Source organism: Pseudomonas sp. 300 (assembly GCF_055803035.1).
On sequence record NZ_JAVLRV010000003.1, the window covers coordinates 384,152 to 408,996 of the forward strand.

The window sequence follows — 24,845 nt, forward strand, 5'->3', positions numbered from 1 at the left end:
ATCCCCCTGTGGGAGCTAGCCTGCTAGCGATAGCGGTGGATCAGTCGACATCATCTGCGACTGTTACACCGCTATCGCTAGCAGGCTAGCTCCCACATTTGATCGGCGTCCTCAGCGGTAATCATCCACGGGCACGCACGCGCAAAACAGGTTGCGGTCGCCGTAGACGTTATCGACCCGATTCACCACTGGCCAATACTTGTGCGCCTTGGTGTGCGCATCCGGCGTAACGGCCTGCTCGATGCTGTACGGCCGCTCCCACACCCCGGTGATGTCGGCCAACGTATGCGGGGCCCGTTTCAACGGATTGTCTTCCGCCGGCCAGTTGCCGTTTTGCACCTCAGTGATCTCCGCTCGGATACTCAGCATCGCCCCGATAAACCGGTCCAGTTCCGCCTTCGATTCACTTTCGGTCGGCTCGACCATCAAGGTCCCCGGCACGGGAAACGACATGGTCGGCGCATGAAAGCCATAGTCCATCAGGCGCTTGGCGACGTCCTCTTCGCTGATGCCGGTCAGTGCCTTGAGTGGCCGCAGGTCGAGAATGCACTCGTGGGCCACCCGCTCGTTGCGCCCCGTGTAGAGCACCGGGAACGCACCGGACAAATGCTGCGCCAGGTAATTCGCGGCGAGGATCGCCACTTCGCTGGCGTCCGCCAGTTGCGGCCCCATCATCGCGATGTACATCCAGCTGATCGGCAGAATGCTCGCACTGCCCCAAGGCGCGGCGCTGACTGCGCCGTTCTGCGGCAACGGGCCTTCAATTGCCACCACCGGGTGGTTGGCCACGAACGGAGCCAAGTGTGCCCGCACGCCAATCGGCCCCATGCCCGGACCGCCACCGCCGTGGGGAATGCAAAAGGTCTTGTGCAAGTTCATATGGGAAACGTCGGCGCCAATGTCCGCCGGCCGCGCCAGCCCGACTTGCGCATTGAGGTTGGCGCCATCCATGTACACCTGACCGCCATGGTGGTGGATAACTTCACAGATCTCGCTGATGCCTTCCTCGTACACACCATGGGTCGAAGGATACGTCGCCATCAGGCAGGCCAGTTTGTCACCGGCAGCCGCGGCTTTTTCCTTAAGGTCATCGAGGTCGACGTTGCCCGCTTCATCGCACTCGACGATCACCACGCGCATCCCGGCCATTTGCGCCGAGGCAGGATTGGTCCCGTGGGCCGAGGACGGAATCAGGCAGATCTCCCGCGCTCCTTGATGCCGACTCTCGTGGTATTTGCGAATCGCCAGCAACCCGGCGTACTCGCCTTGCGCGCCAGAGTTGGGCTGCATGCAGATCGCATCGAAACCGGTGATTGCACAGAGCCAGCGCTCCAGCTCTTCGATCATCAGCGAGTAACCGACCGCCTGCTCTTTCGGCACAAAGGGGTGCAAATGGGCGAACTGTGGCCAGGTGATCGGGATCATTTCGCTGGTTGCGTTGAGCTTCATGGTGCAAGAGCCGAGCGGAATCATCGATTGATTGAGCGCCAGGTCCTTGTTCTCCAGTTGCTTGAGGTAACGCAGCATCTCGGTTTCGCTGTGATGGGCGCTGAACACCGGATGACGCAAATAAGGTGAGGTACGCAGCAGCCCGTCAGGAATGCCGGAAGGCAGGGTTTCGGCGTCCAGTTCATCGACGTTGAGCCCATGATCGGCACCCAGGAAAACATCGAACAACTTCGCCACGGTGTTTTCGTCAGAAGTTTCGTCAAGGCTCAGGCCCAACTGCCCGCGCCCCAGGATTCGCAGGTTGATCTGTGCCGCGTGAGCACTCTCGATGATCGCGGTTTGAGTGCCACCGACCTCCAGCGTCAACGTGTCGAAGAAGTGTTTGTTCAAGCGGACAATGCCGCGCCGCTCCAGACCCGCCGCGAGGATGCAGGTCAGCCGCTGAACACGCTGGGCAATCTGCTTCAACCCTTCCGGACCGTGGTAGACCGCGTAGAAACTGGCGATGTTGGCCAGCAGCACTTGGGCGGTGCAGATGTTCGAGTTGGCCTTCTCCCGGCGGATGTGTTGCTCACGGGTTTGCAGGGCCATGCGCAACGCGGTATTGCCGCGCGCGTCTTTCGAAACGCCGATGATGCGTCCTGGAATCGCTCGTTTGTATTCATCACGACTGGCAAAAAACGCCGCGTGGGGGCCGCCGTACCCCATGGGCACGCCGAACCGCTGGGATGAGCCAAACACCACGTCGGCGCCCAACTCGCCGGGCGGCGTCAGCAACAACAGGCTCAGCAGATCGGTGGCGACGCAGGCCAGGGCTTGCTGGGCGTGCAGGTGATCGATCAACGGACGCAGATCGCGAATCTCGCCATGGGTGTCGGGATACTGCAGCAGCGCGCCGAACACCTGGTGCTGTTTCAAGTTATCCACAGAGTCGATGATCAGCTCGAAACCGAAACCTTCGGCACGGGTCTGCACCACGGAAATGGTCTGCGGATGACAGTTTTCATCGACGAAGAACAGATTGCTTCTGGACTTGGCGACACGCTTGGCCAGGGCCATCGCTTCCGCTGCCGCCGTGGCTTCGTCCAGCAGCGAGGCGTTGGCCAGCTCCAGGCCGGTGAGGTCGATGGTCAATTGCTGGAAATTCAGCAGCGCTTCGAGTCGACCTTGGGCGATCTCGGGTTGATACGGCGTGTAAGCGGTGTACCAACCGGGATTTTCCAGGACGTTACGCAAGATGACAGTCGGCGTCAGCGTGCCGTGGTAGCCCATGCCGATCAGGCTGGTCCAGACCTGGTTCTGCTCGGCGTAGCCACGCAGTTTGGCCAACGCGGCTTCTTCGTCGAGGGCGGGTGGCAGGTCAAGCGCCCGGTTCAGGCGAATTCCCGGCGGCACTGTCTGCTCGATCAGTTCGACTCGGCTGCCGACACCGAGACTGTCGAGCATCGCCTGCTGCTCGGCGGCATCGGGGCCGAGGTGGCGGCGAAGGAAGGCATTGGGGTCGCGTAACTGGCTCAAGGACGGCAACTGGGACATGACGGGCTCTCTCTTGACTGGCGCTCAACGTCGATGCAACACGGTCAAACCAGCATAGCAGCCACTGCCAACAGCGAATCTCTGTGGGAAGTTGACACCTACCCTGTGGGAGCGAGCCTGCTCGCGATGACGGTAGATCAGTCAACATCAATGTTGAATGTAAACCCCTCATCGTGAGCAAGCTCGCGCCTGCCAGGGGAAAACCGTCCCAATAAAAAGCCCCGACTAGTCGGGGCTTTGGGTGACGCTGAAGGCTTACTCGCCGATGGCGGCCTTGTAGCCAGCCGCATCCAGCAGCTTCTCCAGATCAGCCGTGTTGCTTGGCTTCAATTTGAAGATCCAGGCACCGTACGGGTCGGAGTTGAGCAGTTCCGGGGTTGCGCTCAGTTCTTCGTTGATCGCGATCACTTCACCGGCAACCGGGGAATAGATGTCGGACGCGGCTTTAACCGATTCAACGACACCGGATTGATCGCCAGCAGCGAAGGTGGTTCCGACTTCGGTCAGTTCAACGAACACCACATCGCCCAAGGCTTCCTGAGCGTGATCGCTGATGCCCACAGTGACGGTGCCATCAGCTTCTAGACGGGCCCATTCATGACTTTCGGCAAAACGCAGGTCGGCAGGGATATCGCTCATGTTCTGTGTCCTCAAGAAAATTGTCAGCGGTCGTTGCCCGCCAGAAAAGGTTAGATCAAGGTTTTACCATGGCGTACGAAGGTCGGTTTGACCACTCGGACCGGGTACCACTTGCCACGGATTTCCACTTCTGCGCGGTCGGCAGTCGCCATTGGCACGCGCGCCAGTGCAATCGACTTGCTAAGCGTAGGAGAGAAACTACCACTGGTGATCTCTCCTTCGCCAACTTCGGCGATTCGGACCACCTGATGAGCGCGCAAAACCCCACGCTCCTCAAGGACCAGCCCCACCAGTTTGTGCTGCACGCCACCCGCCCGTTCGGCTTCGAGAGCGTCGCGTCCGATGAACTGGCGAGTGGCCGGCTCCCAGGCGATGCTCCAGGCCATGTTCGAGGCCAGCGGTGAAACGTCTTGATGAATATCCTGACCGTACAGGTTCATGCCGGCTTCGACACGCAGCGTATCTCGCGCCCCGAGGCCAATCGGCGAGATGCCCGCGCCGACCAGATCGTTGAAGAAGCCCGGAGCCTGATCGGCCGGCAAAATGATTTCCAGACCGTCTTCGCCGGTGTAACCGGTGCGTGCGATGAACCAGTCACCGTCAGGCTGGCCTTCGAACGGCTTGAGCAACTGGATCAGGTTGCCGCGAGACTGGGTCACCAGTTCGGAGATTTTGTGTCGGGCATGAGGGCCTTGAATGGCCAGCATCGCCAGTTCGGAACGCTCGTTAAGCTGCACATCGAAGCCGTCGAGGTGCGCCTGCATCCACGCCAGGTCCTGATCGCGGGTGGAGGCGTTGACCACCAGGCGATAACCGTCGTCGAGGCGATAGACGATCATGTCGTCGACGATGCCGCCACGCTCATTGAGCATGGTGCTGTACAAGGCACGGCCGGGGCTGTGCAGACGTTCGACGTCGTTGGTCAGCAAATGCTGGAGCCAGGCCTTGGCCTGCCCGCCGCTGACATCGATCACGGTCATGTGGGATACATCGAAAACCCCGCAATCGCGGCGCACCTGATGGTGTTCCTCGACCTGCGAGCCGTAATGCAAAGGCATATCCCAACCGCCAAAATCGACCATCTTCGCGCCGAGGGCGAGATGAAGGTCATACAGAGGCGTACGCTGTCCCATGGGTTTCTCCTTCCGGGCGTGGCGAAGGTGCGGGCCGGTGCTGTACGGAGTGAAAGCCTTGATATAGAAGGCTTTAAGCCGATTTCAGCGACCGGGTCTGTAGGACGGACCGCACCGAATGCCGCGCATTGTAGCCTCAAGGTGTAGGACTGGCACCTAGGTGTTTCGATGCGCCGAACGTCGAATCAATCCGATGACCGGTAACAGCCCGACCAAAACCAGGGTCAGCGCCGGCAATGATGCCCTCGCCCACTCGCCCTCACTGGTCATTTCGAAGATGCGCACGGCCAGCGTGTCCCAGCCAAACGGCCGCATCAGCAGGGTCGCAGGCATTTCCTTGAGGACGTCGACGAACACCAGCAACGCAGCGCTCAATGTGCCGGGCAGCAATAACGGCAGATACACTTTGAAAAACAGTCGTGGCCCACTGACCCCAAGGCTACGTGCTGCTTCGGGCAAAGATGGCCGTATTCGCGCCAGACTGCTTTCCAGCGGCCCATAAGCTACCGCGATGAAACGCACCAGATAGGCCAACAGCAAGGCCGACAGACTGCCCAACAGCAACGGTTTTCCGGCTCCGCCCAACCATCCCGACAGCGGAATCACCAGCTCGCGATCCAGGTAACTGAACGCCAGCATGATCGACACCGCCAGCACCGAACCCGGTAGCGCGTAGCCGAGGTTGGCCAGGCTCACAGCGGAACGAATCGCCCGGGTTGGCGCCAGGCGCCGGGCAAAGGCCAGTATCAGCGCGACGCTGACGGTGATCAGCGCCGCCATGCCGCCCAGGTACAACGTATGAACAATAAGCCCGGTGTACCGCTCATCCAGATCGAAACGCCCGCGCTGCCAGAACCACACCATCAGTTGCAGCACCGGAATGACAAAAGCGCAGGCAAACACCAGACCGCACCAGCTCATCGCCGCCAACGCCTTGAGGCCGCGCAGGTGATACAACGCTTTGACTCGTGGTCGTTCGTTGCTTGTGCGGTTGGCCCCGCGTGCGCGGCGCTCGCCGTACAACACCACCATCACCACCAACAGCAACAGGCTGGCCAGTTGTGTGGCAGTCGAAAGGCTGAAGAAGCCGTACCAGGTTTTGTAGATCGCCGTCGTGAACGTGTCGAAGTTGAACACCGACACCGCACCGAAATCCGCCAGGGTTTCCATCAGCGCCAATGCCACACCCGCGCCGATGGCCGGGCGCGCCATTGGCAAGGCCACTCGCCAGAATGCTTGCCACGGCGACTGCCCCAGGACTCGCGCCGCTTCCATCAGGCCTTTGCCCTGTGCCAGAAACGCGGTGCGCGCCAGCAAATAAACGTAGGGATAAAAAACCAGCACCAGAACGAGGATGACGCCGCCGGTCGAGCGGACTCGCGGGAATCGCAGACCCGTGCCGAACCATTCGCGCATCAACGTTTGAACGGGACCGGCAAAATCCAGCAGCCCGACGAAGACGAAAGCCAACACATAGGCGGGAATCGCGAACGGCAGCATCAACGCCCAATCCAGCCAGCGCCGACCGGGAAACTCGCAGAGGCTGGTCAGCCAGGCGAGACTGACGCCCAACAGCGTTACACCGACACCGACGCCGAGCACCAGGGTCAGCGTGTTGCCCAGCAGCCGCGGCATCTGCGTGTCCCAGAGGTGGGACCAGATTTGATGATCGATGATTTGCCAGGAGAGCAACAGAACGCTGAGGGGCAGCAAGACCAACGCAGCAATGGCGAAGACCAAGGGATACCAGCGACGTTGGGCGGGGTGGGCCAAGGAAAAGCTCTCGTTTAAATGATTATGCCCACGCTCTGCGTGGGCACACATCTTGTGACGCTCTGCGTCACGCTTCGACGCCGAGCGTCGGTGGATGCATTCCCACGCGGAGCATGGGAACGATCAGCACGCCCCGCGTAAGCGGGGCGCAGTATATCGACAGACTCAGTTCCAGCCAGCCCGATCCATCATGCGAATCGCTTCGGCCTGACGCTTGCCAGCAACTTCTACCGGCAAGGTATCGGCCACGAACTTGCCCCAGGCGGCGACTTCCGCGGACGGCGCCACTGTAGGGTTGGCCGGGAATTCCTGATTCACATCAGCGAAGATCTTCTGTGCTTCCGGCGTCGTCATCCATTCCACCAACGCCTTGGCCGCTTCCGGGTGCGGCGCGTGTTTGGTCAGGCCGATGCCCGACAGGTTCACGTGCACGCCACGATCGCCCTGATTCGGCCAGAACAGCTTCACCGCCAGGTCAGGCTTCTGTTTGTGCAAACGTCCGTAGTAATAAGTGTTGACGATGCCGACGTCGCATTGGCCGGCGTTGATCGCTTCCAATACCGCGACATCATCGGAGAACACGTCGGTGGACAGGTTGTTGACCCAGCCCTTGAGGATCTTCTCGGTTTTCTCGGCGCCATGCACTTCGATCATGGTGGCAGTCAGGGACTGGTTGTAGACCTTCTTCGCCGTACGCAGGCACAGGCGGCCTTCCCAGTTCTTGTCGGCCAGACCTTCGTAAGTGCTCAACTCGCCCGGCTTCACCCGGTCCGTGGAGTACGCGATGGTTCGCGCCCGCAGGCTCAGGCCGGTCCAGGCATGAGAAGCCGCGCGGTATTGCAACGGGATGTTGGCGTCGATGGTTTTCGAGGTGAAAGGTTGCAGGATGCCCATCTGCTCGGCCTGCCAGAGGTTGCCGGCATCGACGGTCAGCAGCAGGTCGGCAGTGGCGTTTTCTCCCTCAGCCTTGATGCGCTGCATCAGCGGCGCTTCCTTGTCGGTGATGAACTTCACCTGCACACCGGTTTTCGCAGTGTAGGCATCGAAGACCGGTTTGATCAGCTCGTCGATACGCGAGGAGTAAACCACCACCTCGTCGGCGGCCTGGGCGGCGGTGCTGCCAATCAGGGTCAGGGCGAGTGCGGTCAATAGACGCTTCGGTGCCAACATGGGAGCGATCTCTCGATTTGGAAAAGGGAGGGCAAATGATAAGGACTCACATTTAGCTTCTCAATCGAACTATTCGCGGAGGAGTTACCAGATGTTGCACGGCTGGAGATATAGGATAGTTTTACCGGCCCCTTCGCGGGCTAGCCCGCGATGAGGCCATCAGCCGCAGTGAAAATCTCAGGCCTTGGCAAGTGCCGGCAGATCCCCGATCAACCCCAGCGCCTCACGCACAAACAACGCCTTGGCCTCCGGCATCTGATCAACCATCTTCAACCCGGCATTACGCAACCAGCGCACCGGCAGCGGATCGGCCTGGAACAACCGCTCGAAGCCTTCCATCGCCGCCATCAATGCCAGGTTGTGCGGCATGCGCCGACGCTCGTAGCGGCTCAGCACTTTCACGTCCGCCAGCCGCTCGCCCCGTCCTGCCGCTTGCAACAGCACTTCGGCGAGCACCGCAGCATCAAGGAAACCGAGGTTCACCCCCTGCCCGGCCAACGGGTGAATGGTGTGCGCTGCGTCGCCGATCAGCGCCAGACCTTCGGCCACATAACGCTTGGCATGACGCTGACGCAGCGGCACGCACAGACGCGGATCAGCGCTCAGCACCGTGCCGAGCCGGCCTTCAAAGGCGCGTTCCAGCTCCAGGCAGAACGCTGCGTCGTCCAGCGCCATCAGCCGTTCGGCTTCGCTCGGCGTGGTCGACCAGACGATCGAACACCAATCCTGCTGACCGTCGCGTTCCAGCGGGAGAAACGCCAAGGGGCCGTTGTCGGTGAAGCGTTGCCAGGCTGTCATTTGATGAGGCTTGGCGCTGCGCACACTGGTAACGATCGCGTGGTGCAGATAATCCCACTCGCGCGTGGCCACTCCGGCCAGGCGTCGAACGGCCGAGTTGGCGCCATCCGCCGCAATCACCAGCGGCGCACGCAAGGTGCGGCCATCGGCGAGCGTCAGCAGCCAGTCATCACCGGAGCGGCGCAGCTGCTCCAGGCGCGCATTGGCCAGCATCCCGAGGTCGCAGTCGTGCAAGCGGTCGAGCAAGGCGTCCTGAACCACGCGGTTCTCGACGATATGTCCAAGCACGTCGGCATGTACGCTGCTGGCGGAAAAGTGGATCTGCCCGGTCCCGCTGCCATCCCAGACGTGCATGTCGGTGTACGGGCTGCTGCGTCGACTGGCGATGCCATCCCACACGCCGAGGCGTTCAAGAATCCGCTGGCTCGCTGCCGATAACGCGCTCACGCGCGGTTCGAACGGCGCTTGCCCGTCGAAGGGTTTGACGCTCATCGGGCTGCCATCCAGCAGCAGGACTTCCAGCCCGCTGTCCTGTAACGCCAGCGCCAAGGCGCTGCCGACCATTCCGGCCCCGACAATCAGCAGATCTGCGCGCATGTCCATGCTTTAAGCCTGTCTCGCTTGCGGCTTGAGCCGCACGTAAAGGGTTTTCTGGACCCGCGCCACCAAGGTGCCGGCGCCGTCGTGGATATCGACCTGCAACTGCGGCAGGTATTTTTCGCCGTTCGCCGTTTGCCGGCGGACCTCGTCGAGCAAGGTCTCGTCGATCCTGAAGTTGGCGAACACCGGGCCTTTGCCCGGCGAGATGAAATCGATGTCTGCCGCTTTGTCCCAGACAATGTAATGGCGTCCGAGGTTTTCCATCAGCATCAGCATGTAGAACGGGTCGACCATCGAATACAGGCTGCCACCGAACTGCGTGCCGACGTAATTGCGGTTGTACCAGCCCAATCCCATGGACACCTTGATGTCGCGAAAATCATCGCTGATGTGACGCACGCGAACCCCGGCGCCAAGGTACGGCGGGTAGAAGGTCATGAACCAACGCATCAACCGCGCTTTGCCGAACCTGCTCGTCAACCACTTAAGCATCGGGACGCGTACCCAGGCCCATGGCCTGTCGGGCGAACCAGCGCTTGGCCGGCGGCAGCAGATCGAGGCCAAGCAGGCCGAGGTTGCGACCCAGCGACACCAGCGGTTGAGTGCTGCCGAACAGGCGCGTGACTTGATCGGAAAAACCCACGGTCAGGTTCTGGTCCATCCGCTGGCGTTCGCGATAAGCCTGCAAGGTCGCGAAGTCGCCGGGCGAAGTCTCGCTCCCCAGCAGCGCATCCGCCAACGCTTGCGCATCACGCAGCGACAGGTTGAACCCCTGGCCGGCGATGGGATGCAGGCTGTGGGCGGCGTTGCCGAGAATCGCCAGATGCGGACGCACCTGCTCTTCGGCTTCGATCAGCGTCAACGGATACAGATGCCGTGCGCCCACTTGTTTCAACGTGCCGAGGCGGTAACCGAACACGCCCTGCAATTCGCTGAGGAAACTGCGTTCATCAAGGGCCGCCAACCGTTGCGCGTCCATGCCCAGACGGGTCCAGACCAGGGCGCAGCGGTTTTCCGGCAACGGCAACAACGCCATCGGGCCATCGTCGGTGAAACGTTCGAACGCCATGCCGTTGTGCGCTTCGCTCGGGGTGACGTTGGCGATCAGCGCGCTCTGGTTGTACGGGCGCGTTTTGATGCCGATTCCCAGTTGCTCGCGCAGGCCGGAACGGCCGCCATCAGCGAGCACCGCGAGGTCGCATTCCAAGGTGGTTTCGTCGTTGAGGGTCAGGCGATAGCCGTCGGTCAGCGGCTCCATGCGCGTGACTTCCGCCGGGCAGCGCCAGGTGACCACGTCGTTGTCCAGACCTTGCCAGAGGCATTGGCCGAGCCAGGCGTTTTCCACCACATAGCCCAGCGCCGGTACGCCTTCTTCCATCGCCGACAAACGCGCGGTGGAGAAACGGCCACGGTCGGAAACGTGAATCTGCTTGATCGGTTCGGCCCGACGGGAAATGTCCTGCCACACGCCCAACCGTTGGTAAATCTGCTTGGCACCGTAGGACAACGCCGAAGAACGGGCGTCGTAACTCGGTTGATAGCTGTCGCCGGGGGCAAACGGTTCGATCAGCACAATCTTCCAGCCGCGCGCCTTGGCCCCGGCTTGCAGGGCCAACGCCAGGCTGGCGCCGACCAGACCGCCACCGATAATTGCCAGATTGACTCGACTCATGCCGCTTTTGTCCGCGCTTCGGCCATCAAGGCCTCGATCTCGGCGACCGTTTTCGGTACGCCACTGGTCAGGATTTCACAGCCGGTTTTGGTCACCACGACGTCGTCCTCGATGCGCACGCCAATGCCGCGCCATTTCTTCGCTACGTTCTGGTTGTCCGGGGCAATGTAGATCCCCGGTTCCACGGTCAGCGCCATGCCGACTTCCAGCACGCGCCATTCGCCGCCGACCTTGTACTCGCCGACGTCATGCACATCCATGCCCAGCCAGTGGCCGGCGCGGTGCATGTAAAACGCTTTATAGGCTTCGCTGGCGATCAGCTCGTCGACGTCGCCCTGCAACAGGCCCAACTTCACAAGGCCGGAGGTAATCACCCGGACCGTGGCTTCGTGCGCCTGGTTCCAGTGTTTGTTCGGGGCGATTTCGGCGAAGGCTGCTTCTTGTGAAGCCAGCACCAATTCGTAGATCGCCTTCTGTTCCGCGGAATACTTGCCGTTGACCGGCCAGGTGCGCGTGATGTCGCTGGCGTAGCAGTCGATCTCGCATCCGGCGTCGATCAACACCAGGTCACCATCCTTGAGCACCGCGTCATTCTGCTGGTAATGCAGGATGCAGCTGTTGCGCCCCGCCGCCACAATCGAACCATACGCCGGCATCTTCGCCCCGCCCTTGCGGAACTCATAATCGAGCTCGGCTTCAAGGCTGAACTCGTGCAAACCGGCCCGGCTGGCCTGCATCGCACGTATATGCGCCTGAGCGGAAATCCGCGCGGCTTCGCGCATCACCTTCACTTCTGCCGCCGATTTATACAGGCGCATGTCGTGCAGCAGATGATCCAGCGCAACGAATTCGTTCGGCGGCTGGGCGCCCAGGTGCGCCTTGGAGCGGATCACGTTGATCCAGTCCATCAGGTGGCGATCGAATTCCGGATTGCTGCCCATGGCCGAATACACCCGGTCGCGGCCTTCTATCAGGCCCGGCAGGATGTCGTCGATGTCCGTGATGGGAAAAGCGTCGTCGGCACCGAAGTCGCGGATCGCGCCTTCCTGGCCGGCACGCAGGCCGTCCCAGAGTTCCCGTTCGGCGTTGCGCTCACGGCAGAACAACAGGTATTCGCCGTGCTCACGGCCAGGCATCAACACGATGACGGCCTGAGGCTCGGGGAAACCGCTGAGGTACTGGAAGTCGCTGTCCTGGCGGTAAACATGCTCGACGTCGCGGTTGCGGATGGCTACCGCGGCGGCGGGCAGGATGGCGATGCTGTTGGGTTCCATCTGCGCCATCAAGGCCTTGCGGCGACGGCTGTATTCCGATTTCGGGATATGAATCATGGGCAGATGGCTTTTCCTGGCTCGCGATTAATGCAACGACGGTTTGGCGGCGGCCTGTGCGTCCGGCTTCCGGGTCTCGGAGAACAGCAGCAGCGGCGCGACACGCAGGTATTCCATGACTTCCATGTAGTCGCTTTCGCCGTCGTCGGACTCTTCCAGCGCGTCTTGCACCTGGGAGATGGCCGCCAGATCCTGCAACACTTCGGTGGCCTCGGTGCTGAGCATGCTGCTGTCGCGGCAGTTCAGGCCAAACCCGCTGAGGAAGCCCTGACACCATTGGCCGAGTGCGGCAGCACGGTCGGCCAGCGGCTCGTCATCGGTCGGCAGCAGCAAAACGACGGTCACGTCGTCGCCGGTGAGCTCGCCCTTGACCATCTCTTGCAGGCCGATCAAGGCATTGCGAACGTTGTCTTGCGGCTCGCCTTCGAGCAGCTCGGCAGCATCGATAAGCCACTCTTCGGCAGTGAAACCGGCACCGGCGCAACTGCGACCGAGCAGCAGGCCATGCAGTTCGGCAGGCGAGACGTTATGACCGCTGGAAGTCAGCAGCGTGGCGAAGGCTTGGTACGGAGAATTCTGAATGGGCATGGGCAGCTAGGCGCCAGACGGCGCTATGTCTAGAATGAAGGCCTTGTATCCTACATCGACTCCTCTGTAGGAGCGAGCTTGCTCGCGATGAACCCCAGAACACCGCGGGGTGTCAGGGACCCAGCGTTATCGTTGGCGACCATCGCGAGCAAGCTCGCTCCTACAGTCCGACATCCATCAGACAGTGAAGACAATGGAAGACACCGACCTGCAAGCGCTGATGGCCAGACTCGAATTGTTAATTAGCCGAGTCGAGCAACTTAAGAGTCAAAATGGACTCCTACTAGCTCAGGAAAAGACCTGGCGCGAGGAACGCGCTCACCTCATTGAAAAGAACGAAATCGCCCGGCGTAAGGTCGAATCGATGATTTCGCGCCTCAAGGCCCTGGAGCAAGACTCATGAGTTCAAGCAATAGCGTAACCGTGCAGATCCTCGACAAAGAGTATTCGATCATCTGCCCCCAGGAAGAGCGCAGCAACCTGGTGAGCGCTGCCCGTTACCTGGACGGCAAGATGCGTGAAATCCGCAGCAGCGGCAAAGTCATCGGCGCCGATCGCATCGCCGTAATGGCCGCGCTGAACATCACGCACGACCTTCTGCACAAGCAGGAAAGTCCGGATGTGCAGGTCAGCGGCTCGACCCGTGAGCAGGTTCGCGACCTGCTGGATCGCGTCGATCTGGTGCTCGCCACCGATCCGGACGTCACCAAGGGCTGATTCGCCGAACCGCTTGGGTTATACTCGCAACACTCCCTGGGGTGCTTGCCAGTTGACCACGTCCCTGAGCCGATTCGCACTACCCTGGAGGCTGCACGTTGGGCTGGTGTGCATGTCCGCTAGACGGAAAGCCTTAAAGCCTACTGCATCTTCCACCTTGAACTTTCGGGTTCAAGGGCTAAGTCAGCAGCGGTTCATCCGGGGAGCCTGATTCCAGTCCGATGCCGGTTCAATACCGGCATCGGCTTTTTTACGGGTACGCTTTGTGTACCCGCACTGCCGAAGCCCGAATCCATGACCGAACCTGCGCTGCTGCCCCGCCCGCAACTTCGACGCATGCTGCGCAAGGCCCGCCGCGCACTGACAGCCAGCCAGCAGCGCCAGGCCGCTCGCGGGCTGTACAAGCAACTGGCCCAGCAGCCGTTGTTTCGCCGCGCAAAACATATCGCCCTGTACCTGCCCACCGACGGTGAAATCGATCCGCGCCTGTTGCTGCGCGCCGCGCAACGCCGGGGCAAGGCGACTTACCTACCAGTGCTCAGCGCCTGGCCGCGAACCAAAATGGTGTTCCAGCGGATTCGCCCCGGCGAAAAACTCCAACTCAATCGCTTCCGTATTCTCGAACCCAGGCACAACCTCGCCCGACAACGCAAAGTCTGGGCGCTCGATCTGGTGCTGTTGCCGCTTGTGGGGTTCGACGATGTCGGTGGCCGACTCGGCATGGGCGGTGGTTTCTACGACCGGAGCCTGGCGTACCTGGCGCGGCGCAAAAACTGGCGCAAGCCGACGCTGTTGGGGCTGGCCCATGAATGTCAGAAGGTCGAACGACTGGCTCAAGCGAGCTGGGATGTGCCGTTGCAAGGAACGGTGACAGACAAGGCGTGGTATTTCGCAGACTAGACGCCACTGGAATCAGCGGCGTCGAAAAGACAGGTCAGCGCTTGAAGGCCGACGGCTGTTGTTGCTGCGCGATTTCAACCGGCGCATCGGTCTTGTTGCTCCACAGGCTTTGGGCATAGCCAGTGGTCACGACGCCGAGGCCGAACAAAATAACCAATATCCATAGTAAATCCGGTTTGCGTTTCATCGATTGCCCCCCAAAGGCACATCAACACGATGACAGCAGCGGTTTCCGTTGTAGGTGTAGGCCGTGCAGCAGCGTCAAGCTTAGAAGGCCGGCATTTTGCGACAACGTGAACCGACACGCAAACGCTGGCGTCAACCGACTGTCGGTTTGTCATAAAATTGCCCGACAACTTGCCCACCTGACTCGCAAGGAGCAAAAACCATGGCCTATTGGCTGATGAAATCCGAGCCCGACGAACTCTCGATCAAGGGTCTGGAGAAGCTTGGCAAAGCGCGCTGGGACGGGGTTCGCAACTACCAGGCGCGTAACTTTTTGCGGGCCATGGCGGTGGGGGATGAGTTTTTCTTCTATCACTCCAGCTGCCCCGAACCAGGAATCGCCGGAATCGGGAAAATAGTCGAAGCCGCGTATCCCGACCCGACGGCGCTGGAGCCGGAGAGTCATTACTACGATCCCAAGGCCACCCTGGAGAAAAACGCCTGGAGCGCGATTGATGTCGCGCATGTCGAGACGTTTGCCAAAGTGCTCAAACTGGATTATTTGAAACAGCAGACGGCGCTGGCGGAAATGCCCTTGGTGCAGAAAGGTTCGCGGTTGTCGGTGATGCCGGTGACTGCCGAGCAATGGGCCGCAGTGCTCGATTTGCGCTAATTGAACGAGAACTACCCAGTCATCCTCTTTTTAGTCACCCGATCGCGTAGGCTTGCCTCTTGACTTGAATTGACTGGTATCAAATCGTCTTGGTGTCAAATACGCCAGACTAGGACGCAACAGCCGCAGGATGCCCGCATGTCTACCCATAGCCGCTCTTCGATCGTTTTCGCCAGTGCCTTGATGGCCCTGTTATTGGCTGCCGGTGGTTTCGGATATTGGAAGTCCATGCATGACCGTTTACCCGAAGGTTTGTATGTCGGTAACGGTCGCCTCGAAGCCACCGAAGTACAGATCGCCAGCAAGACACCGGGGCGCTTGGCCGAGGTGCTTGTCGATGAAGGCGACAAGGTGACCAAGGGCCAGCTGCTGGCACGCATGGACACCCGCACCCTCGAAGCCCAGCGCAGCCAGGCCGAAGCCGAGGTGCTGCGCGCCCGGGAAAATCTTTCCGCCGCTCAGGCCAATGTCCAACTGCGCCAGAGCGAACATCTGCTGGCCCAACAGGAACTCAACCGCTCACAGGAGCTGTTCAAGCACGGTTTCGTGAGTGGCCAGATCATTGATCAACAAAAGGCCCGCCTGGACACTGGCAGTGCCGCGGTTGCAGCGTCCCGGGCGCAGGTGTCGGCCGTCGGCGCGGCGATTGGTGCCGCACAGGCACAGGTCGCGATGTTGACCAGCGAAATAGAGGACAGCAGCCTGCGGGCGCCTATCGACGGGGTCATCCAGCTGCGCATGGCCGAACCCGGCGAAGTGCTCGGCGCGGGCGGACGGGTTCTGCTGCTGATCGACCCCAACGACCAGTACATGAACCTCTATCTCCCCACCTCGGTGACAGGTCGCTTGGCGGTCGGCGACGATGCGCGAATCCTGCTCGACGCCCTGCCCGACCACCCACTGCCGGCAAAAATCAGCTTCGTCGCAGGCAAGTCGCAGTTCACCCCCAAAGAAGTCGAGACCCGCGATGAGCGGCAAAAACTGGTGTTCCGCGTCAAGCTGCGTCTGACCGATCCGAGCGCCCTGCCTCAGGTCAAACCGGGTATGCCAGGTGCCGGTTATGTGCGCACCGCGCCGACTGACTGGCCGGCCAATCTGCAATGACCAGCCTGGCGCTGCAAGCGACCGGCATCAATCACCGCTACGGCCAACAGCAGGCGCTGAGCGATATCCATTTCAGTCTGCCCGCAGGAACCCGCTGCGGGCTCATCGGGCCCGATGGCGCCGGCAAGTCCAGTCTGCTGGGGTTGATCGCGGGGGTGAAAATCCTGCAGGAGGGTCAGCTGGAAGTGCTTGGTGGCTCAATCCAGGATCGCCGCCATCGCAGCAGTCTTTATGCCCGAATTGCGTTTATGCCCCAAGGTCTGGGCGGCAACCTGTATCCCGAATTGTCTATCAGCGAGAATATTCAGTTTTTTGCCACCCTGTTCGGCCTGTCGAAAGCTGAATGCAATCAACGTATGCACAACCTGTTGCTGGCCACCGATCTTTTGCGATTCTCCGATCGTCCGGCGGGCAAACTCTCCGGCGGCATGAAACAAAAGCTCGGACTCTGTTGCGCGCTGATCCATGAGCCAGACCTGCTGATCCTCGACGAGCCGACCACCGGGGTCGATCCCTTGTCTCGCCGGCACTTCTGGGAACTGGTGGACGACGTCCGTCGACAACGCCCGCAACTGACATTGCTGGTGGCCACGGCTTATATGGAAGAGGCCGAGCAGTTCGAGCACTGCCTGATGCTCGACGGCGGCAAGCTGATTGCCACAGGGCTGACCGGCGAACTGGCGGCAGCAACGCCGAGCGGCAAACTTGACGCTGCCTTCACCCACTTTCAGGGCGACGGCAGCCAAGACAAACCGGCATTGGTGATTCCATCCAGAACCGGCGACAACGCGGACATCGCCATCGAAGCCCACGAACTGACCTTGCGCTTCGGCGATTTCACCGCCGTCAACAAGGTCAGTTTTGCCATTGGCCGAGGCGAAATTTTCGGTTTTCTCGGCTCCAACGGCTGCGGCAAAACCACCACCATGAAAGTTTTAACCGGGCTTATTCCGGCCAGTGAAGGCAGCGCCACATTGCTGGGCAACCCGGTGAATGCCAAGGACCTGGCGACTCGCAAACGCGTCGGTTTCATGTCCCAGAGCTTTTCCCTGTACGGCGAACTCAGTGTCCGGCAGAACCTTGACTTGCATGCCCGGCTGTTCGATTTGCCCAAAACGGACAGCATTCAACGCATCAACGAACTGATCCAGCGTTTCAATCTGGGCAGCGTCGCCGATCAACAGTCCGGCGCCCTGCCCTTGGGTCTGCGCCAAAGACTGTCACTGGCCGTGGCCGTGCTGCATCGTCCGGAAGTGCTGATACTCGACGAACCGACCTCCGGCGTAGACCCGGCGGCGCGCGATGATTTTTGGCGATTGCTGGTCGAGCTTTCGCGCGAGCAAGGCGTAACAATCTTTCTTTCCACGCATTTCATGAACGAAGCCCAGCGGTGTGACCGTATCTCGCTGATGCACGCCGGCCAGGTGCTTGCCTGCGACACCCCTGCGGCACTGCAACAGCAGTTCAAGGGCGAGACCCTGGAAGCGGCGTTTGTCACGTGCCTGGAACAGGTCCAAGCCCCCATGGAAACCCCGACGCCGGTAGCGTCCGACGACTCACCGGTCAAGCGCACCACGCCTCTTAAGGAACGTCGCTTCAGTGTCGGGCGCCTGATAGCGGTGGCCCGTCGCGAAGGCAAGGAGTTGCTGCGCGATAAAGTGCGGATGGCATTTGCCTTTCTCGGCGCCATTTTCATGATGGTGATCTTCGGCTACGGCATCTCCCTGGACGTGGAAAAGCTCGCCTTCGCGGTCTTCGATCAAGACCAGACACCCCAGAGTCGCGCGTATCTGGAAGCATTTCGCGGTTCTCGTTACTTCGACGAACAACCGCCCATTCGCGACGCGAAAGAATTGCACCGCCGCCTTCAACGCTCGGAAATCAAATTGGCGCTGGAAATTCCACCGGGATTCGGCCGGGATTTGTACGCCGCTCGACAGCCCGTCGTGGCGGCCTGGCTCGATGGCGGCATGCCTTTTCGAGCCGAGACCAGCCGCAATTACGTGGAAGCGGTGCACCAGGCCAACATTGAACAACTGGCCGAACAGAGCAGCCCGGCGTTGAAAGGGCAGGCGGCAGCCAAACTGGAAACCCGTTTCCGTTACAACCAGGATGTCGTGAGCGTCAATGCCATCGGCCCGGGAGTCATGGCACTGATCCTGGCGTTCATCCCCGCCATGCTGACGGCGTTGGGTATTGTCCGGGAGAAAGAACTGGGGTCGATCACCAATTTTTACGCCACGCCGCTGACCCGGCTGGAGTTCCTGCTGGGCAAGCAGGCCCCTTATCTGGCCATCAGCCTGATCAACCTCGCGGTACTGGTCGCCATGAACCGCTGGCTGTTCGGCGTGCCGTTCAAGGGCAGCGGCCTGACCCTGGCATTGGGCGGGCTGCTCTATGTGTTGGCAACCACCAGCATGGGCCTGCTGATTTCATCGTTTACCCGAACCCAGATTGCCGCAATCCTCGGCACGATGATCATCACCAGCCTGCCGACTATCCAGTTTTCCGGGTTGATCGTGCCACGCTCATCGCTCGACGGTGCTGCAGCGATCATGGGGATGTTGTTTCCAGCCGGCTACTTCCTTGATCTTGCCGTCGGTACCTTCACCAAAGCCCTGGACCTGCGCCAGTTATGGCCACAATGCCTGGCATTGTTCGGGTTCTTTCTGGGGTTCACCGGGCTCAGTCTGATCATGCTGAAAAAGCAGGAGGCCTGATGCATAAGTGTGCGCATATCCTGCGACTGGGTCTCAAGGAACTGACCAGCCTGCGACACGACAGCGTGTTGCTGCTGTTCCTGTTCTACGCCTTCACCGTAGCGATCTACATGCCCGCCGCCGGCTCGGTGATCGGTGTACACAATGCCAGCGTGGCCATCGTGGACGAAGACCACAGTCACCTGTCGCGACAACTGGCCCAGGCCCTGCTACCACCGGAGTTCCAGCCGCCGGTGTTGCTGCCTTACGGGCAACTCGATCAAGTCATGGACAGTGGTCGGTATACGTTCGTGATCAACGTACCGGCCGGTTTCCAGACGGACTTGTTGGCCGGCCGCCAGCCGGCGCTGCAAGTCAACGTCGATGCCACAGCCATGAGCCAGGCGTTCATGGGCGCAGGTTACATCGGGCGGATTTTTCAGCGCGAACTGCTGAACTATAGCGGCCAGAGCAATGCCGCCAGCCAGTCCCCGGCGCTGCTTACAACCCGCTCGCTGTTCAATACCAACCTGGAAGGCGGCTGGTTTCTGGCGGTGATTCAAATCGTCAACAACATCACCATCCTCGCCATCATCCTGACCGGCACGGCGTTGCTGCGTGAACGCGAGCACGGCACCCTCGACCATTTACTGGTGCTGCCGCTGACGGCGCTGGAAATCATGCTGGCGAAAATCTGGAGCAACATGCTGGTGGTGGTGCTGTGCACCTGGTTATCGCTGGAAGTGATTGTCAAAGGTGCGCTGGGCGTGCCGCTGGCCGGCTCGATGAGTCTGTTTTTGCTGGTCACCGCGGTTTATCTGTTCGCCAGTACAGCACTGGGAATTTTCCTCGCGACCCTTGCCCGGTCCACCCCACAGTTCGGCCTGCTGGCCATTCCGGTGATCATTCCGATGCTGCTGTTGTCCGGTGGCAGCACACCGCTCGACAGCATGCCGCAATGGCTGCAATGGGTGATGCAAGGCTCGCCATCAACGCACTTTGTCAGCCTGAGCGCCGCGATATTGTTTCGTGATGCCGGGCTGAGCGTTGTGTGGCCGGACCTGTTGGCGCTCACAGTGATCGGCCTGCTGTTCTTCGCGATTGCATTGCTGCGGTTTCGCCGCAGCCTGACGTCCTGAAGCATTGATCATTGGCGCCGCATGGCTTCCAGCGATGGCGCTCTGAAGGCACCATCGCTGGCAGGCCAGCACCCTTGAGATCCGGACTTACTGAATAATCAGGTTGTTGAACAACAGATCCTCAACCACCGGCTTGCCGGTTTCATCGCTCATGATTTGCTGGGTCTGCTTCAAGGCTTCCTGACGCAGCTTTTCCTTTCCCTCGATGCTGTTCATCGCCTCGGTGGTTTGCTGGGTGAACAACGCCACCAGTTGATTGCGAATCAACGGTTCATTGGCCTTCACCAGTTTGGCCGCCTCATCACCGGTGACCCGCAACGCCACATCAGCCTTGAAGACCTTCAACTTCGGCGTGCCATCCAACCCGTAGTTACCCACGAATGGCGGGCTCAGGGTCAGGTAGCTGACTTTCGGGGCTTCACCTTCTTTGGCGGCTTCTTCAGCCACTGCTGCCACAGGCAGAGACAGGGCCAGCAACAACATGATCCACGCTTTCACAATTCGCTCCTTATCCGGTTTGCGGCCTAGCATAACGACCCGCCGCGCAAGCACAAGCTTATGGCTGACTATCAGGGCGGGGCATGCTCGTTGACCCGTCGACTCACACACCTACACTTATCGGCCATCACTCCCAAAGGAATAGCCCTGATGAAAGCCGTGCTGTGCAAAGCCTTCGGCCCTGCCGAATCGCTGGTGCTGGAAGACGTCGCCAGCCCTGTCGAGAAGAAGAACGAAATCCTGCTGGACGTGCACGCCGCCGGGGTGAATTTCCCGGACACGCTGATCATCGAGGGCAAATACCAGTTCAAGCCACCCTTCCCGTTTTCTCCGGGCGGCGAAGCGGCTGGCGTGGTCAGCGCCGTGGGTGAGAAAGTCAGTCACCTGAAAGTCGGCGATCGGGTCATGGCCCTCACTGGCTGGGGCAGTTTCGCCGAGCAGGTCGCCGTTCCGGGTTACAACGTGCTACCGATCCCGCCGTCCATGGACTTCAACACCGCCGCTGCTTTCAGCATGACTTACGGCACCTCGATGCACGCGCTCAAGCAACGCGGCAACCTGCAACCGGGTGAAACCCTGCTGGTGCTCGGTGCGTCCGGCGGTGTCGGCCTGGCCGCCGTGGAAATCGGCAAAGCCATGGGCGCCCGCGTGATCGCCGCCGCCAGCAGCGCCGAAAAACTCGCCGTGGCCAAGGCTGCCGGCGCCGATGAACTGATCAACTACAGCGAAACCAGCCTCAAAGACGAAATCAAACGCCTGACCGATGGCCAGGGCGCGGACGTGATCTACGATCCGGTCGGCGGCGACCTGTTCGACCAAGCCATCCGCGCCATCGCCTGGAACGGCCGCCTGCTGGTGGTCGGCTTCGCCAGCGGACGCATTCCGGAACTGCCAGTCAACCTCGCCCTGCTTAAAGGCGCCGCAGTGGTTGGCGTGTTTTGGGGTTCGTTCTCCCAGCGCCAACCGCAAGACAACGCGGCGAACTTCCAGCAATTGTTTGGCTGGTTCGCCGAAGGCAAGCTGAAGCCGCTGGTGTCGCAGGTGTATCCGCTGAGCAATGCGGCGCAGGCGATCAATGATCTTGGCCAGCGCAAGGCGGTTGGGAAAGTGGTGGTGCAGGTTCGCTGAATCGCAGCAGGATGCAAAAAGGCCAGGACAACTGATGAGGTTGTTCTGGCTTTTTCGATACATGACTGGAAAACAGACATCGCTGCATGTTTTCAATCAGAGCAACTCACGAATTTCCTTCGGAAGAAAACGCACATACCGTGACGCCTGATGCGTATTACAACGCCGAATAATCGAAGGCACGCTCTTGTTGAGTTTAGCGATGAGTTCCAGACGTCTCGCCTCCGGCAATTGCGTGGGGGGAAGGGAGTGGGTGAGGTAACTGCGCGTCCAGCTGAACACCGGCATGTCCACCCACGAGTAGTTTGCAAGCCGCAGTGCTGCCTTGGCGACCTCACCACAACTCAACTTTTTCAACTCCTCGTTGGCATGAATCGGCATCTTGTCGTCCAGCCTGAACACCATTGGCGCGACCACCTGGATTTGCGCGGGTCGTTCGATGGAAATCTCCCAGGGCTTGTATCGCCATTGGCTCACCGCCGTTCGGGAGGCTTCGACAAAGTCGGGATGAGCGTCCTTTGAAGCCTCTACCTGATTCACCGATCCGTCGGCATGGACGGTAAAACTGACATTCAGCGCGCCGGTTATACCGCTTCGGGAAAGTGCTACAGGGTAAACCGGCTTGGGATTGTTCTCCGGAATCAGGAACACCTCGCCAGCCCTGACTTCGATGGACAAAACCAGCAAAAGCACACACAACAACCACCGCATAACTCCCACTCCTTCGCGACTGAAAAGCCAAATCTGGCAACAGCACAAAGGTTAAGGCTCGATGATTTTTTGCATAACGCCATGGCTTCCCCTTTAGACGCAGGACATTTCCCAAAGCCCCGCCCTACTCTGGACAAAACCGCGTCATAAAGGATCGTCAGGTAACAATTCCCACAGCGCCCTTCACTTATACCTGAGCGACATGTTCGTAAAAGAACATGCGATCTCCAACATTTCCGCTGTTTTGAGGATGCGAACCAGTGCTATTTTCGGTAACGAAACTGTAACATTCGCATCCGCAGTCAAAACAAGAAAACTGGAGCTCTTGAATGTTTGCTTTCTTTCGTCCTGCCGCACATCAGGCTCCATTGCCTGAAGAAAAAATAGACAGCGCCTACCGACGCCATCGCTGGCAGATCTTCGCCGGCATCTTCATCGGCTATGCGGGTTATTACCTGCTGCGCAAAAACTTCTCCCTCGCCATGCCCTACCTGATCGAAGAGGGCTATACCCGCGGCGAGCTGGGCCTGGCGTTGTCGGCGATTGCTATCGCCTACGGCCTGTCCAAGTTCCTGATGGGCATTGTTTCCGACCGTTCCAACCCGCGCTTCTTCCTGCCGTTCGGCCTGCTGGTTTCTGCCGGCGTGATGTTCATTTTCGGTTTCGCGCCTTGGGCGACGTCCAGCGTGACCATCATGTTCATCCTGCTGTTTATCAATGGCTGGGCGCAGGGCATGGGTTGGCCGCCGAGTGGCCGGACCATGGTCCACTGGTGGTCGCAGAAGGAACGCGGGGGCGTGGTGTCCTTGTGGAACGTGGCGCACAACGTCGGCGGCGGCTTGATCGGCCCGCTGTTCCTGCTCGGCATGGGCCTGTTCAATGACTGGCACGCGGCGTTTTACGTGCCTGCTGCAGTGGCCATGGCCGTGGCGGTGTTTGCCTTCGCCACGATGCGCGATACGCCCCAATCGGTCGGCCTGCCGCCGATCGAGAAGTACAAGAACGACTACCCGGAAGGCTACGACGCCAGTCACGAAGAGGAATTCAGCGCCAAGGAAATCTTCGTCAAATACGTGCTGCGCAACAAAATGCTCTGGTACATCGCCATGGCTAACGTCTTTGTCTACCTGCTGCGCTATGGCGTGCTGGACTGGGCACCGACCTACCTCAAGGAAGCCAAAGGCTTCAGCGTGGATAAAACCTCGTGGGCGTATTTCCTCTACGAGTGGGCAGGTATTCCCGGGACGCTGTTGTGCGGCTGGATGTCGGACAAGATCTTCCGTGGCAACCGTGGCCTGACCGGCATGGTGTTCATGGCGTTGGTGACCGTAGCGACGTTGGTGTATTGGCTCAACCCGGCCGGTAACCCGACGGTCGACATGATCGCGCTGATCTCGATTGGTTTCCTGATCTACGGTCCGGTGATGCTGATCGGCTTGCAGGCGCTGGAACTGGCACCGAAGAAAGCCGCCGGTACCGCAGCGGGCTTCACGGGTCTGTTCGGTTACCTGGGTGGTTCAGTCGCGGCCAGTGCAGCCATGGGCTACACCGTGGACCATTTCGGCTGGGACGGCGGTTTCGTCCTGCTGATCGGCGCGTGCCTGCTGGCGATGGCGTTCCTTGCACCAACCTTGTGGCACAAACAGGTCGCCAGTCAGTCCCGCGAAGCCATCGCTTGATCGACCTTTGATTTGCAGCGCTTGAGCCGCGCCTCCAGATTCCGGTCTGGCATGGCGTGGCTACGCAGGGCGTTGGCGGTCTGCTCGACATAATCGCGAGTGGTACCGTAACGCCCGCAAGCGTTCTCAAACACATGGCTCAGCACGTGATCCGGCAAGTTACCGGCATAGCTGGGCAAGTGTCGCTCCAACACAAACCCCAACGCCTGAACCTGGCTTCCGTCTTCGAGACGGCAGTTGAGCCAGTGTGGGCGATATGAAGGGAATGGCATTTCGCGCTGCCACAACGCGTAAAGAGAGGCTTCGAGTTGTTCTTCCGGCAAGCGATATGCGAAGCCGCTGCAAGAACCGCCGCGATCCAGGCCAAACACCAGCCCTGGCACTTCCGGCGTGCCGCGATGTTCGTGAGACCACAAGTACAAACCGCGATGGTAGCCATGCACCCGGCCGCGAACGCGTTCGACCGCCGCACATTCTGGACGCCAGATCAGCGAGCCATACGCAAACAGCCAGACCGGCCCACCCTTGTGGCGCGCCATGGTCGACTGCATCGAGCTGAGCAATTGTTCGTGTGTAAGCTGCGGCCCCAGATCGAGCTGCGGAGGATAAGCCAGATTCATGAAAGCAGATTCAATGGCGCTCATGGCGAATAGCGTTCAGCTCCCCGCGGGTGATGATTACTTAATAGAACGCACCGCTGTAACAATAAGGCACATATGTTTTAAGGCAATTTAAGTGCCATG

23 protein-coding genes and 1 other RNA gene are annotated in these 24,845 nt (G+C 60.2%); 10 read left to right on the forward strand and 14 right to left on the reverse strand.

All coding sequences use genetic code 11. From position 1 onward, the window contains the following. Positions 1-111 precede the first annotated feature (111 nt). The 10 genes from gcvP to Q7W83_RS27185 form a co-directional block, all read right to left on the reverse strand. The gene (gene gcvP / locus Q7W83_RS27140; protein WP_473658083.1) at positions 112-2,985 is read right to left on the reverse strand and encodes an aminomethyl-transferring glycine dehydrogenase; all 2,874 of its coding nucleotides are present in this window, start codon (positions 2,983-2,985) and stop codon (positions 112-114) included. Positions 2,986-3,240: 255 nt separating this feature from the next. Beyond that, the gene (gene gcvH, locus Q7W83_RS27145; protein ID WP_150632107.1) at positions 3,241-3,624 is read right to left on the reverse strand and encodes a glycine cleavage system protein GcvH; all 384 of its coding nucleotides are present in this window, start codon (positions 3,622-3,624) and stop codon (positions 3,241-3,243) included. 50 nt (positions 3,625-3,674) lie between these two features. Continuing rightward, positions 3,675-4,757 carry a glycine cleavage system aminomethyltransferase GcvT gene (gene gcvT, locus Q7W83_RS27150; RefSeq protein WP_150653940.1) on the reverse strand — a complete coding sequence of 361 codons (1,083 nt, stop codon included), beginning with the start codon at positions 4,755-4,757 and terminating at the stop codon, positions 3,675-3,677. Between the two features lie 156 nt (positions 4,758-4,913). Continuing rightward, positions 4,914-6,530 (reverse strand): ABC transporter permease, encoded by a 1,617-nt coding sequence (locus Q7W83_RS27155; RefSeq protein ID WP_473658085.1) that lies wholly within the window; start codon positions 6,528-6,530, stop codon positions 4,914-4,916. 165 nt (positions 6,531-6,695) lie between these two features. After that, entirely contained in the window at positions 6,696-7,700 is a 1,005-nt protein-coding gene (locus Q7W83_RS27160) for an extracellular solute-binding protein (protein ID WP_150632104.1), read from the reverse strand. 177 nt (positions 7,701-7,877) lie between these two features. Beyond that, complete coding sequence (locus tag Q7W83_RS27165) at positions 7,878-9,095, reverse strand: 2-octaprenyl-3-methyl-6-methoxy-1,4-benzoquinol hydroxylase (protein WP_191630138.1); 1,218 nt, start codon at positions 9,093-9,095, stop codon at positions 7,878-7,880. A 9-nt stretch (positions 9,096-9,104) separates the two neighbouring features. Then, positions 9,105-9,590 carry a DUF4442 domain-containing protein gene (locus Q7W83_RS27170; protein WP_150632102.1) on the reverse strand — a complete coding sequence of 162 codons (486 nt, stop codon included), beginning with the start codon at positions 9,588-9,590 and terminating at the stop codon, positions 9,105-9,107. Further along, positions 9,583-10,770, reverse strand: a complete 1,188-nt coding sequence (gene ubiH / locus Q7W83_RS27175) for a 2-octaprenyl-6-methoxyphenyl hydroxylase (RefSeq protein ID WP_473658088.1) — start codon at positions 10,768-10,770, stop codon at positions 9,583-9,585. The genes Q7W83_RS27170 and ubiH overlap by 8 nt, the downstream gene beginning before the upstream one ends. Continuing rightward, positions 10,767-12,101 (reverse strand): Xaa-Pro aminopeptidase, encoded by a 1,335-nt coding sequence (gene pepP / locus Q7W83_RS27180; protein ID WP_150632100.1) that lies wholly within the window; start codon positions 12,099-12,101, stop codon positions 10,767-10,769. Before pepP ends, ubiH begins: the two co-directional genes overlap by 4 nt. 27 nt (positions 12,102-12,128) lie before the next feature. Continuing rightward, positions 12,129-12,689 (reverse strand): YecA/YgfB family protein, encoded by a 561-nt coding sequence (locus Q7W83_RS27185; protein WP_150632099.1) that lies wholly within the window; start codon positions 12,687-12,689, stop codon positions 12,129-12,131. Positions 12,690-12,882: 193 nt separating this feature from the next. Between Q7W83_RS27185 and Q7W83_RS27190 the strand changes: the two genes are divergently transcribed. The 4 genes from Q7W83_RS27190 to Q7W83_RS27205 all read left to right on the forward strand — a co-directional run bounded on the left by Q7W83_RS27190 (position 12,883) and on the right by Q7W83_RS27205 (position 14,306). Beyond that, positions 12,883-13,092, forward strand: coding sequence for a TIGR02449 family protein (locus tag Q7W83_RS27190; RefSeq protein ID WP_007942437.1), 210 nt, complete (start codon positions 12,883-12,885; stop codon positions 13,090-13,092). Further along, positions 13,089-13,406, forward strand: a complete 318-nt coding sequence (locus Q7W83_RS27195) for a cell division protein ZapA (protein WP_017341388.1) — start codon at positions 13,089-13,091, stop codon at positions 13,404-13,406. The genes Q7W83_RS27190 and Q7W83_RS27195 overlap by 4 nt, the downstream gene beginning before the upstream one ends. Before the next feature lie 30 nt (positions 13,407-13,436). Continuing rightward, a non-coding RNA gene (gene ssrS, locus Q7W83_RS27200) (6S RNA) lies at positions 13,437-13,615 on the forward strand. A gap of 85 nt (positions 13,616-13,700) precedes the next feature. Beyond that, entirely contained in the window at positions 13,701-14,306 is a 606-nt protein-coding gene (locus Q7W83_RS27205) for a 5-formyltetrahydrofolate cyclo-ligase (RefSeq protein WP_150632098.1), read from the forward strand. A 34-nt stretch (positions 14,307-14,340) separates the two neighbouring features. Here Q7W83_RS27205 and Q7W83_RS27210 read toward each other — a convergent pair whose 3' ends face one another. Further along, positions 14,341-14,493 (reverse strand): hypothetical protein, encoded by a 153-nt coding sequence (locus Q7W83_RS27210; protein ID WP_090473954.1) that lies wholly within the window; start codon positions 14,491-14,493, stop codon positions 14,341-14,343. 201 nt (positions 14,494-14,694) lie between these two features. Here Q7W83_RS27210 and Q7W83_RS27215 point away from each other — a divergent pair, with 201 nt between their 5' ends. From Q7W83_RS27215 to Q7W83_RS27230, 4 genes are all read left to right on the forward strand, one after another. After that, complete coding sequence (locus Q7W83_RS27215) at positions 14,695-15,144, forward strand: EVE domain-containing protein (protein WP_150632097.1); 450 nt, start codon at positions 14,695-14,697, stop codon at positions 15,142-15,144. A gap of 138 nt (positions 15,145-15,282) precedes the next feature. Continuing rightward, the gene (locus tag Q7W83_RS27220; RefSeq protein ID WP_150632096.1) at positions 15,283-16,248 is read left to right on the forward strand and encodes an HlyD family secretion protein; all 966 of its coding nucleotides are present in this window, start codon (positions 15,283-15,285) and stop codon (positions 16,246-16,248) included. Then, entirely contained in the window at positions 16,245-18,968 is a 2,724-nt protein-coding gene (gene rbbA, locus Q7W83_RS27225; RefSeq protein ID WP_150653936.1) for a ribosome-associated ATPase/putative transporter RbbA, read from the forward strand. Before Q7W83_RS27220 ends, rbbA begins: the two co-directional genes overlap by 4 nt. Then, the gene (locus Q7W83_RS27230) at positions 18,968-20,086 is read left to right on the forward strand and encodes an ABC transporter permease (protein WP_150632094.1); all 1,119 of its coding nucleotides are present in this window, start codon (positions 18,968-18,970) and stop codon (positions 20,084-20,086) included. Before rbbA ends, Q7W83_RS27230 begins: the two co-directional genes overlap by 1 nt. Before the next feature lie 87 nt (positions 20,087-20,173). On the opposite strand, the gene Q7W83_RS27235 is transcribed toward Q7W83_RS27230, so the two are convergent. Then, positions 20,174-20,584, reverse strand: a complete 411-nt coding sequence (locus Q7W83_RS27235) for a flagellar basal body-associated protein FliL (protein ID WP_150638084.1) — start codon at positions 20,582-20,584, stop codon at positions 20,174-20,176. Between the two features lie 150 nt (positions 20,585-20,734). On the opposite strand from Q7W83_RS27235, the gene Q7W83_RS27240 reads away from it, so the two are divergent. Then, positions 20,735-21,712 (forward strand): NADPH:quinone oxidoreductase family protein, encoded by a 978-nt coding sequence (locus tag Q7W83_RS27240; protein ID WP_473658094.1) that lies wholly within the window; start codon positions 20,735-20,737, stop codon positions 21,710-21,712. Positions 21,713-21,808: 96 nt separating this feature from the next. On the opposite strand, the gene Q7W83_RS27245 is transcribed toward Q7W83_RS27240, so the two are convergent. Beyond that, positions 21,809-22,423: an energy transducer TonB gene (locus tag Q7W83_RS27245; protein WP_150632092.1), complete on the reverse strand. Its 615-nt coding sequence runs from the start codon at positions 22,421-22,423 to the stop codon at positions 21,809-21,811. A 329-nt stretch (positions 22,424-22,752) separates the two neighbouring features. Between Q7W83_RS27245 and glpT the strand changes: the two genes are divergently transcribed. Further along, positions 22,753-24,102, forward strand: coding sequence for a glycerol-3-phosphate transporter (gene glpT / locus Q7W83_RS27250; protein WP_150632091.1), 1,350 nt, complete (start codon positions 22,753-22,755; stop codon positions 24,100-24,102). Here glpT and Q7W83_RS27255 read toward each other — a convergent pair. Then, a complete protein-coding gene (locus Q7W83_RS27255) occupies positions 24,078-24,746 on the reverse strand; it encodes a gamma-glutamylcyclotransferase (protein ID WP_150632090.1) in 669 nt (222 codons plus the stop codon). The two genes, glpT and Q7W83_RS27255, sit on opposite strands and share 25 nt — an antisense overlap. Between the last annotated feature and the right edge of the window lie 99 nt (positions 24,747-24,845).